Annotated in this window: 12 protein-coding genes and 1 pseudogene; 7 read left to right on the plus strand and 6 right to left on the minus strand. The window is 43.2% G+C overall.

Annotated features, from left to right (window positions below):
• Positions 1 to 667, plus strand: a 667-nt coding sequence (locus H6H03_RS37910; RefSeq protein ID WP_190960145.1) for a hypothetical protein, incomplete at its 5' end; no start/stop codon positions are given.
• 37 nt (positions 668 to 704) lie between these two features.
• Here the strand turns inward: H6H03_RS37910 and H6H03_RS37915 are convergent.
• A complete protein-coding gene (locus H6H03_RS37915) occupies positions 705 to 2,267 on the minus strand; it encodes a cryptochrome/photolyase family protein (protein WP_190960146.1) in 1,563 nt (520 codons plus the stop codon).
• A 193-nt stretch (positions 2,268 to 2,460) separates the two neighbouring features.
• On the opposite strand from H6H03_RS37915, the gene dinB reads away from it, so the two are divergent.
• Positions 2,461 to 3,537 (plus strand): DNA polymerase IV, encoded by a 1,077-nt coding sequence (gene dinB, locus H6H03_RS37920; protein ID WP_190960147.1) that lies wholly within the window; start codon positions 2,461 to 2,463, stop codon positions 3,535 to 3,537.
• A 58-nt stretch (positions 3,538 to 3,595) separates the two neighbouring features.
• Here the strand turns inward: dinB and H6H03_RS37925 are convergent, their stop codons facing one another.
• Positions 3,596 to 4,054: a cupin domain-containing protein gene (locus H6H03_RS37925; protein WP_190960148.1), complete on the minus strand. Its 459-nt coding sequence runs from the start codon at positions 4,052 to 4,054 to the stop codon at positions 3,596 to 3,598.
• 250 nt (positions 4,055 to 4,304) lie between these two features.
• Here H6H03_RS37925 and H6H03_RS37930 point away from each other — a divergent pair, with 250 nt between their 5' ends.
• From H6H03_RS37930 to rpaB, 3 genes are all read left to right on the plus strand, one after another.
• Positions 4,305 to 4,868 (plus strand): glycosyltransferase, encoded by a 564-nt coding sequence (locus H6H03_RS37930; RefSeq protein WP_190960149.1) that lies wholly within the window; start codon positions 4,305 to 4,307, stop codon positions 4,866 to 4,868.
• Positions 4,869 to 5,105: 237 nt separating this feature from the next.
• Positions 5,106 to 5,711 (plus strand): glycosyltransferase, encoded by a 606-nt coding sequence (locus H6H03_RS37935; protein WP_190960150.1) that lies wholly within the window; start codon positions 5,106 to 5,108, stop codon positions 5,709 to 5,711.
• A 107-nt stretch (positions 5,712 to 5,818) separates the two neighbouring features.
• Positions 5,819 to 6,547: a response regulator transcription factor RpaB gene (gene rpaB, locus H6H03_RS37940; protein ID WP_190960155.1), complete on the plus strand. Its 729-nt coding sequence runs from the start codon at positions 5,819 to 5,821 to the stop codon at positions 6,545 to 6,547.
• Positions 6,548 to 6,924: 377 nt separating this feature from the next.
• Here the strand turns inward: rpaB and H6H03_RS40965 are convergent, their stop codons facing one another.
• Together H6H03_RS40965 and H6H03_RS37950 are read right to left on the minus strand one after the other, a co-directional pair.
• Positions 6,925 to 7,119, minus strand: coding sequence for a hypothetical protein (locus H6H03_RS40965; RefSeq protein ID WP_242058199.1), 195 nt, complete (start codon positions 7,117 to 7,119; stop codon positions 6,925 to 6,927).
• 252 nt (positions 7,120 to 7,371) lie between these two features.
• The gene (locus H6H03_RS37950; RefSeq protein ID WP_190960151.1) at positions 7,372 to 7,554 is read right to left on the minus strand and encodes a hypothetical protein; all 183 of its coding nucleotides are present in this window, start codon (positions 7,552 to 7,554) and stop codon (positions 7,372 to 7,374) included.
• Positions 7,555 to 7,575: 21 nt separating this feature from the next.
• Here H6H03_RS37950 and H6H03_RS37955 point away from each other — a divergent pair, with 21 nt between their 5' ends.
• The gene (locus H6H03_RS37955; RefSeq protein ID WP_190960152.1) at positions 7,576 to 8,157 is read left to right on the plus strand and encodes a dihydrofolate reductase family protein; all 582 of its coding nucleotides are present in this window, start codon (positions 7,576 to 7,578) and stop codon (positions 8,155 to 8,157) included.
• Here H6H03_RS37955 and H6H03_RS37960 read toward each other — a convergent pair.
• Positions 8,147 to 8,620: a shikimate kinase gene (locus tag H6H03_RS37960; RefSeq protein WP_190960153.1), complete on the minus strand. Its 474-nt coding sequence runs from the start codon at positions 8,618 to 8,620 to the stop codon at positions 8,147 to 8,149. The genes H6H03_RS37955 and H6H03_RS37960 overlap by 11 nt on opposite strands.
• A gap of 252 nt (positions 8,621 to 8,872) precedes the next feature.
• A complete protein-coding gene (locus H6H03_RS37965) occupies positions 8,873 to 10,099 on the minus strand; it encodes a cytochrome P450 (RefSeq protein WP_190960154.1) in 1,227 nt (408 codons plus the stop codon).
• A gap of 256 nt (positions 10,100 to 10,355) precedes the next feature.
• Here H6H03_RS37965 and H6H03_RS37970 point away from each other — a divergent pair.
• A pseudogene (locus H6H03_RS37970) lies at positions 10,356 to 10,807 on the plus strand (calcium-binding protein); the annotation flags it as partial.

The following is a 10,807-nucleotide window of genomic DNA, read 5'->3' on the forward strand; positions in this document are numbered from 1 at the left end:
TTTTGAGGAGTATTGCCGCGATCGCTTTGGTTATAGCCGTGATGCTGCCTACCTGAAGATATCTGCTACTACTGTATATGAGAATATTCAGAAATATTTGCCGACCAATGGTCGGCAAATTCCTCTTCCGACAAGTGAAAGGCAGGTGCGCTCATTGGCTAAAGCCGAGCTAGAACCGCCCCAACAAGCGCATGTTTGGGAGCAAGCGGTAGAAGAGGCAGGCAATAAAATTCCCTCTGGTCGGATAGTCCAAAGTGTTGTAGATAGAATTCGAGAAGGAACTAAAGTCCCCAATCCCTACCGAGATGGAGAAATCTGTGTTCTTTTACCCAAAGACAACCCTGAGTTGCGAGGTAAGGGCGGTTGCTGGGGTGTGGTTACTTATGTTGGAGATTATAGCTGTACAATTCAAACCTGGGACAGTGAGTATACAGTAAAGATAGAACATCTTAGGTCTTTGGAACTGCTGGATGATGACTGCCTCTTTATGCAGCAGTTATGTTTGCGGTTGCGGCAGTTGCATACTGTGGCCGACCATGACGTGTCTGTAGATTGGCTGTTGCAGGGGTTGGGTAAGCAAGCCAAACCGTATCTGTCAGCGTTGCAGGCGAAGCTGTTGGCAGCCGTAGAGAAGGAGTATAAGATTGAGTGGAAGCAGAACAAATGAGGCTAGAGCAAATTATTGATAGCGTAAATAGCTGTCTCTAGTGATGAGTCGAAGGCGTAGTCAGGGAGTAGTCAGTGACAGTATGGCTGGAGTGCCAATTGTCAGCTAAAGAACGAATATTTTGAAGTTCTTCGGGGGAAATCCGCTCTAAGTTACGCAAGATTTGAGTCATGCGTGGCTGATGTTTAAGTTTGTCGTAATTACGAGCGAGAAAGTCCCAGTAAAAAAAGTTGAAAGGACAGGCATCATCTGTACTGCGCTGACGATGTTTATAAGTACAATTTTTGCAGTAGTCGCTCATGTTGTTGATGTAGTTAGCAGAAGCAGCATAGGGTTTAGATGCAATCATTCCAGCATCAGCAAACTGCCCCATACCAATGACATTGGTTTGCATCACCCAATCGTAGCCATCAATAAAGGCAGCATGAAACCAGTCTTCAAGTTCTTGGGGCGAAATCCCAGCAATCAAAGCAAAGTTGTTTAGTACCATCAAGCGTTGAATATGGTGAGCATAACCGATTTGTTTAACTTGAGTTAAAATCTGGTGCAGACAATTCATCTTTGTATCGCCTGTCCAATAAAAAGCAGGCAATGGATGAGTGTGGTTAAACCAGTTACTTGACGAGTAATCCTGTTGTAGGTAAATATAAACACCATGCATATACTCTCGCCAACCAAGTACCTGACGGATAAAGCCTTCAATGCTATTTAGCTCCCAGTTACATCTGTTGTCTAAATATGCTTGTTCAGCTCCTCGAACAACTTCCAATGGATGAAGCAATCCCAGGTTGAGATAAGGGGAAAGCATGGCGTGCCACATAGTTTGCTCTCCTGTCACCATTGCGTCCTGATAAGGGCCAAAACTGGACAATCGAGTTTCCAAGAAAAACTTCAGTACTTGTAGAGCTTGCTGGCGCGTTACTCCCCAGCGAAATGGTTCTAATTTCCAGTAAGCTTGACTGTCCTTAAAAGCTTGAGAATGTTTGACGAAGTTGATAACATCTTGTGTAATCGAGTCAGGTTCAAACCATAAGGCTTGTGGTAAGGTCAGTTTGCCTTTAGGTGGTTTGCGATTCTCCCGGTCAAAGTTCCATCGTCCGCCAACAGGTTGATTGCCCTCCATAAGAATGTTGAAGCGCTGTCGTCCTTGACGGTAAAAATCCTCCATAATTAAGCGTTTGCGCCCCGCCGCCCATTGTCGGAAATCTTCATCGCTCCAGATAAAGCGATTATTGGGGGTGAAAGTGACTTGAATTGTCAGATTGAGGTTTTGAATTAACTCGAAAAACGGGCGATCTGTTGGAGTCATCACGCGCAGTTCGGTAATTTTGTACTGCTTAATCCACTCCAGCAAGGGTGTATGAAAGTCTGACGCTTGAGTGTATGTAACTGGCCAACCAACACAACGAAGTTCGTCAGCGAAGTGACGCATGGCTGACCAAACTAAAACTAGCTTTTGCAAATGATAAGGACGTTGCAGAGCATGGGAAAGCGATTCAATCAAAATGACAGGAGTTTGCTGGTATAGATGCACACAACTTTGTAAAGCGGACTGTCCAGCCCAAAGTTGATCGCCGAGAACCCAAACACCAATAGTCATGCTCTTACTTCCTCTGTTGCAGTGCATTTTCAATGTGGTGACACCACACTGTCTTGTACAGCTTACCCCTATTATTACAACTTTGTTACAAAGACGTATACATGAAAAAGTAGGTGCAAACCTGAAATATAGTAGTGCTGGTGTACTATATTAAAGGGCAATTTGTTTAAAAAATGCCGCAACAACTAAACCGATGCGGAAGATAATACACGTAGATATGGACGCTTTTTACGCATCGGTTGAGCAACGAGACAAGGAGCAATACCGAGGTAAGCCATTAGTAGTTGGTGGCAGTCCAAATCAAAGGGGTGTGGTAGCAGCAGCCAGTTATGAGGCAAGAAAATTTGGCATTCACTCAGCGATGCCATCAGTAACAGCAGCAGCCAAATGCCCAGAATTAATCTTTGTTCCTCCAAGATTTGATGTTTACCGGGAAGTGTCTGCCCAAGTCCACGATATCTTCAAACGCTACACCGATGTAGTCGAAGGGATAGCCTTGGATGAAGCATACCTGGATGTGACCGAAAACAAGCAAAATATTGCCTATGCCTCTACTATTGCAAGATTAATCAAAGCAGCAATATTAGAAGAAACTCTCCTGACAGCAACAGCAGGCGTGTCGATTAACAAGTTCCTGGCAAAGATGGCATCAGGACAGAACAAACCTAATGGACTAACGGTGATTCTACCCCAGGAAGCTGAAGCTTTTGTGGAAGGATTAGCGATTGAAAAGTTTCACGGCATTGGGGAAGTTACAGCAGCCAAGATGCACTCTCTGGGTATACATACTGGTGCAGATTTAAAGGCACGATCGCTTGCTGAGTTAACACGACATTTTGGGAAGGTGGGGCATCATTACTATAAGATAGCCAGGGCAGAGGATGACCGAATAGTTGAACCGAACAGGGTTCGCAAGTCGGTTGGTGCAGAAACGTCATTTGCTGTTGATCTGAGCGATCGCTGGGTTTTGCTACACGAACTCGAACAAATTGCTCAAATTGTAGAGCAACGGCTAGAACAAAACTCCACAAGGGGACGCACGTTAACGCTAAAAATCAAATTTTCTGATTACCAACAAATCACGCGCAGTCAGACGATGCCCGATTACACTCGTGATTTAGAAGCTATTATTGCCACAGCCACAGCACTGTTTGAGGCAGTTGAGCTAGAAAACCGTAGCATCAGGTTGTTAGGAATTGCATTGTCCAATCTAGAGAATGCCAAACAAATACAAGTGATTCAATTACCGCTGTTTGACTATATTATTTGAAGATTTATAAGAAACAATCGAACCACACTCTGAGCGAATAATTAATTGCTTTAGTTGTTTAAAGTTTTGGTACTGGATATTGATCGAATTTTTGCATTAATTCAAGCAATTCTTCTTCACTGGGCTGTCGCCCATCTTTAGTCAATTCGGCCAATCCCTGAAAATATTGTTCGCGAGAATCAGCAGGGCAAAATAGAATTAAGAGTGTTGAGCGAGTTGTTCCAGGGTTAGAAAAGCCATGAGGGGTGTTTTGTGGAACTAGCATGAAGGTTTTTGGCGTAGCATTTACTCGTTGCCCATCGAGAACGAGTTCAACTTCACCCTCGACGACATAAAACATTTCGGTTAATTCCCTATGGATGTGAGGGCTAGCTCCTTGGGTACCAGGCTCCATTACAAATTCAAACAGTCCGAAATGTCCGTGTGTGTGTTCACCAGTTGCCTTAAAAGTACAAGTACTTGTACGAATTTGTACTGTTTGACCTTCACCAGGTTGCAAAATAATTGGTAGTGACATAAATCTCCTAATATTTACTGTTTTGAGTTCTACAAGCAATAGAATCTTAGTGTTGATATGTTGATATCGATGGTGATTTCATTAGCTGTCCAAAGCAACATCCAATGGATATAAGTCGAGGGTGAATTTCATAAAGTATAAAAGGAACCCACGTGCAACGGCGGCTACGCTAACCAGGGCAAACGCACCAGCCACTCGCGGATTGGGTACAATTCATGAGTATAGTCCCAGTTACTAGTAGTCAGAGCAATTGAGCCAAAGTTCACCTACCCCACCCAACCGAAAACTCAAGATAACGATCCTAACAGTAGGTTCTAGGGGCGATGTGCAACCCTACTGCGCTTTGGGCATTGGCTTGAAACGTGCGGGACATGAGGTAACGGTAGCAGCCAACGAAAACTTCTCCTCATTCGTGAGACAGTTTGATTTGGAGTTTGCCCCTATAGCTGGCAATATGCAAGAGCTTATGCAATCGAAAAAAGGACAGCGACTGATTGCCGGGGAAAAACTCAGGCTAGAAGATGAAGAGAAACTGTTACGTCAACAGTTGCAGTCGGCAATCGCTGCTTGTCAAGGAACTGAAGTAATCATCTACACGCCGTTAGCAAACTGGGGTTATCACATTGCGGAAAAATTAGACGTACCCTGTTTCATGGCATCAGTTGTGCCGCTGACCCCCACAGGGATGTTTGGATTTTTGAGATTCGCTCGAACAACAACAAATCCGCTTAAGAAAGTCATCAATTATGCCAGCTACTTATACCAATTCGCAATTCGCAATTCGCAATTCGCAGTTGCGTTCACAATTGAATAATTGATTCATTTAGGATACAAGCCCACCCCACTTGACGAGAGTGAAGGTGTCGGGAAACTCGCCCACAGCGCTGTCTCCTTTATGCCGGCAAACCCGTCCACCGCAATAGTTCCTCAATTTATTGATGAAGAAAACAACAGTTGAAGATTCAATCCTCCACTTTCAAGCGAGGGGTAATAATTGCGAATTGCAAATTGCGAATTGCGAATTGGAGATGATTGGCCAGCGTGGGCGTATGTGACCGGGTTCTGGTTTATCGACCGTGCCGACGAATACGAAGACGAAGCTCCTGATGAACTGCTGGATTTTCTGGGGCGAAAACAAGCTCCTTTGTGTTTTGGATTCGGCAGCATGACGATGCCCAATCCAGAATATCTGACGTACTACATTGTGGAGGCCCTAAAGAAAACGCGACAAGGCGGCATCATACTGTCAGGCTGGGGGAACGTAGGTAAGATAGTCAATATCAAAGATTCGCTACGAGTGTTTGCCATGAGCGATGTTCCTCATGACTGGCTGCTGCCTCAAGTAAAAGCAATGGTACATCATGGCGGTGCTGGTACAACGGCGGCGGTGTTAAGAGCAGGGATACCGTCAGTGACAGTACCCTTTTTTGCGGATCAGCCAGTGTGGGGTGAGATGCTAATGCGGTTAGGAGTTAGCCCTACGCCGATACCGTACAAGGAAGTATCAGAAAAAACTCTAGCAGCAGCGATTGAAGTTGTACTGGGTGATGAGGCGATGCTTCAAAAAGCCCAGGATTTAGGTGAGAAGATTCGGGGTGAGGATGGGGTGGCAAATGCTGTTGAAGCATTTCATCGTCATTTGGGGTTGATAGGGTGAGTTAATCTTTTTTTATTAGGCTTTCTCCAACAAAGGCTCTGATAGGATAAATACCAGAATAAAAAACACAGCGAGCAATCGTTCGCCGCACAGAAGCATTGAACAATTTGGAAAGCCATAAAGAAAAAATCCTGGTAGTAGATGACGAAACAAGCATTCGTCGGATTTTAGAAACGCGCCTTTCCATGATTGGCTACGATGTGGTCACGGCTGGAGATGGCGAAGAAGCATTAGTAGTATTTCGCTCCCATAGCCCAGACTTAATTGTTTTGGATGTGATGATGCCAAAGCTAGACGGTTACGGTGTCTGCCAGGAATTACGCAAAGAAACTGATGTCCCAATTATTATGCTTACAGCCCTGGCAGACGTTGCTGACCGAATCACTGGGCTGGAGTTAGGTGCAGATGACTACATAGCTAAACCATTTTCTCCCAAAGAACTAGAGTCGAGGATTCGCTCGATATTGCGGCGACGGGGCAGTAAAACAAGTACTGCTGGCGTTCCCAATTCAGGAGTGATTGAAGTAGGCCTTCTCAAAATTGATACGAATAAGCGACAAGTTCACAAAGCGAGTGAGCGGATTCGACTAACGGGTATAGAGTATAGCTTGTTCGAGTTATTGGTGAGCCACTCAGGAAAGTCCTTTGGCCGTAGAGAAATTTTACAGCGAGTCTGGGGTTATACCTCAGAACAAAATGCAGATACTCGTGTAGTGGATGTGCATATCTCCCGATTAAGGGGAAAGCTAGAAGATGACCCGAACAATCCAGAATTAATTTTGACCGCTAGAGGTTCGGGCTATCTTTTTCAAAGAATTATGGAACAAGAGCATTAATATCAATTCGCAATTCGCAATTCGCAATTCGCAATTAAAAAAATATTGGTATTAATTAATTGAACAATTAAGTTGTTTTAGATAGAAGTCTAGTCTATGTTCTGATCCAGTCACGAAACCTGTTTTAGTAATTAGTTATTCAATTTAGGATGGAGAAAAACACGCAACAAACATCAATATTTAAGCCACACAGGTGTGTATTAATAATTGCGAATTGCGAATTGCGAATTGCGAATTGGTGTAGTGTTGGCAGTTTCGTGTCATCAGCCGCACAGGTGGTATTTTCGGAGAGCAAAAGATTTATTACACTGCGTCCGCGGCTCTGAATGTTGGTTTGGAATGGTTGAGGGATGAACGGTAATAGGTGCGATTGCACTTCAAGACCGATTTTTCGTCAGCTGTATCAAGATACCCTCAAGACTCTGTAGAGCAGCGTTTGTGGTGCGTTGGTGTTCTTCAAAGTTACGCTGGTGTGTTTCGTGGCTGTCGCTCCCATTCAAGCAGTACATTGTCCAAAATCGCACTGTGAGCAAGAACACGGTCAACGTTGCTGGTAAGCTGTCGTATTTCATGTTTTAGCTCATCTAATTGGATCTGGGAGTTAGCTTGTCTTAGTGCCAAGTTATCTAACTGTGCCTGGGTTCTATCTAACTGGACTTGAGTGTTGGCTAGTAGCAGAACTCAAAGAGAGGACGAGGCAGGGCGATCGCGGCTAGAGAGTCCCCATGTTCTCAAAGGGCCAAGATAGTGGCCCAAGTGCTGGCAATTTTATCTGTGACCTACCGCAAGTTACGTAATTTAACCCCCACAAAATAAATTTTACGCTACAGTCTTTCTAAGCGCACACTTCGGAAAAAATTCCACAGTGTTTCAGTAGCAGGGCTTTTGAGGGGATGAGGCAGTGGTAAAAATAAAGCTCGTTTGGCAACGGTGGTTGTCTGACGAGCAAGAGAGAGTGTCCATACGAAGTACGGCTTGATTAGTTGGTTGAGTAGTGTTGCTAGCAATTGTTTAAAAAGGATGCCAATATGCGAGAACTGACGTATTTTGTGGCTTGCAGCGTTGATGGATATATTGCTCAGATCGACGGTTCACATAACGGCTTTTCCCCAGATGCTAAATATTTTGCTTCTTTATCTGCCGACTTTCCTGAAACCTTTCCATCACAGTTTCGTCAAGTAATGGGTATCCATGCTGAGAACAAGTGGTTTGATGTTGTTCTCATGGGGCGAAAGACCTACGAGGTAGGATTGAAGGATGGCATAACCAATCCTTACTCACACATGAAACAGTATGTCTTTTCACGCAGTATGCTCTCTAGCCCAGATGAGAATGTTGAACTTGTTTCGGAAAATGCTGTTGAGTTAGTCACAAGTTTGAAGAACGAAATAGGTAAAGGCATTTGGCTGTGTGGTGGGGCGGATTTAGCCACAACGCTTTTTGCTCACAAATTAATCGATCGGTTAATCCTGAAAGTCAACCCATTTTTGATGGGTTCAGGCATTCCACTGTTTTCAGGAGTAATTGGGCAAACTGCTTTAGAACTTGTCAATAGCAATATCTATGAAAACGGAGTAGTGTTACTCGATTACAGGGTGATTAGTCAGTGAGTTCATATTTGATGCCATTATACTGGTCAAATAATGAGCGATGAGATGAGTAACTAAATTCATCATCTCGTTGTTCATATTGTTGAATCCAAATTTGGAGAAACTCAAATGTTTCTGCTTGTGCCTGGATTGATGTAAATTTATGCGCCTCCCAAGGACGATGGCAATTATTTTCAAGACACTTGCTAATGCCGGGATTGAGGAAATAAATTTCGGTTGAAAATTGGAGAGCAACTTTGATTAGTGTACTGTAACAGCCTTCAATGACCCAGGAAATATTATTGTCTATAAAGTATTGTAAATCCTTTACTATATCTTCTTGAGGTCGGCGGATAGCAATTTGATTAGGTTCCCAAACGATAGTATCGAGATCCAGTATTGGAATACTGAAATCTTTGGCAAGTTTATTGGCGAGAGTGGTTTTTCCAGAGCCGGAATTACCAAATATTAAAATTCGATACATGACTGTGGTGATTTAACTTCAAGAGGAACCTAAAATTAGTGTGGCTTGCTTTCATGAAAGGCAATTGCTTCCTCCCGCAACAGGTCATTGCATCTTGTAGAATTTTACAAGTTAGCTGGACTGGAGCAAGAGAGGCTCAACACTTTGTTCCTCAAACTAACGGCAATCAATTGCAAGTTCGATTGCGTGGAATCAATGCAAGGGAAACAAGTGTTGAAGCTACAAAGAAACTGCGCTCACTACGGGAGTATTTTAAAAATTGAAAGCAACAGGCATTGATTTCATCCCCCTTAAGGAAGGGTTTTCATACCATTCAATCCGATCTGTATCTAACCGTAGATGAGGCAAGCGTTGGACAATGGTGTTGATAGCTATTTGTGCCTCAAGTCTGGCAAGGGATGCGCCGAGGCAAAAGTGGGTTCCTTTGCCAAAAGCTAAATGTGGGTTGTGTGAGCGTGTAATATCTAAATTGTCGGGATTGGAGAATTGCTCAGGGTCACGGTTAGCTGCACCAATCACTAGAAATAGGCGTTGCCCAGTGCGAATTTGTTGACCATTGATTTCGAGATTGGTAAGCGCGATGCGGGCTTGCCGTTGTACTGGGCTATCGTAGCGCAAAAACTCCTCCACAGCAGTTGTGATTAAAGAAGGGTCATTCTTTAACTTTTGCATTTCACTGGGATTGGCGAGTAAAGCAAGTAAGCCATTAGCAATTAAGTTAGTGGTAGTTTCATGGCCTGCAAAGGTTAGGAAAACACAATTTGATAAAATTTCTTCGTCTGAGAGTGAATTTTCTTTCTCTTGTGCAAAGATGAGGCTACTTATGAGATCATCTTGGGGTTGACAACGACGTTCTTCCAAGATGAAGTGGAAGTATTGTTTCATTTCCAGAAGACTTTTTTTAGCATTAGTTAAAATTTCTGGGTTCATACGGAACAGTCCAAAAAATTTAGCCAAATCTGATGACCATTTCTTAAACTGTTCGTAGTCTTCGGAATTTGCACCCAGCATTTGTGCAATAACGATTGCAGGTATTGGGTAAGCTAAATCATGAATAATATCTATGTTACCCCGCTCATAAATACTATCGATGAGTTGGTTTACTAAAGAGTGAATACTCGGTGCCATACTGCCAATAATATTAGGAGTGAATGCCTTATTAAACAGCGTGCGTAGACGTGTGTGTTCTGGGGGATCGCAAAACAGCATCCACTTTGATAAACTTTCCAAAAGTGGAAATATATTCTGTTGCTCTAATTGGGATAATTTGCTAATTGGCGGACGCTTAGCCGAAATCCGTTTGTCTTGCATTGCAAATGCAACGTCCTGATAACGCATTAGATACCAGCCCTCCAAAAAATCATTCCAGTAAACAGGCTCTTGTTGCAAAATCCGACGATAAGTAGGATAGGGATTGGCAAAGACTTCTGGGGCAGTTAGATTGTATCGGTCTTTTTCTGGATTAGTTAATGATGTCATTTGTCCCAAGAAGGTTTACTTTCAAGGCACTCGCTCATTCAGCTTACTATGAACCTATTCCACGAATAAAGGATGAAGAAAAAGGGCAAGCATGACACAAAACAACGTATAACAAATGCCCTGAGGCATCTGTTAGTGATGCGATCGCCATTGATCTCAAATGCCAGAAAGTGAAAGGAGTTGAGTTACACATGTACAAAATGGTCGATAACAAGATACTATACAGCAGTTACTCTAATACTAGATTGGCAAAATTATGGCAACAATTATAGGCACCGATGGAGACGATACTTTAGTCGGAACTGCTGGAAATGACAGATTTATCGGCAGTGCAGGTGACGATATCCTTTTCGGTGGAAATGGTAGCGATGTTATTGATTACAGTAATTTAGGACAAGCTGTAATTATTCAACCAAAGGTTATCCAAAAAGGTGTGATTGGAACTGACACGTTTGAAGACTTCTTTGAAGGCGTGATAGGTGCAATTGGACAGGCTAATAGCATTGATGCTACTTCTGACAGTACGGATGTATCAATAGTAGTGAACTTATCTCAACAGAAACTAGAGATCAGACCTGTGGGATTGCCATCAGTAGTAGTCAAGGTGAAGAATTTTGTTAATGTAACTGGTACAAATCAAAAGGACACTATTACTGGTGATGCTGTTGATAATCAATTATCTGGTAGCGGCGGCAATGACATTATTAG

Origin of the sequence: Nostoc paludosum FACHB-159, from assembly GCF_014698835.1 — a bacterium.
In the GTDB taxonomy this organism is placed as follows: Bacteria; Cyanobacteriota; Cyanobacteriia; order Cyanobacteriales; family Nostocaceae; genus Nostoc; species Nostoc paludosum.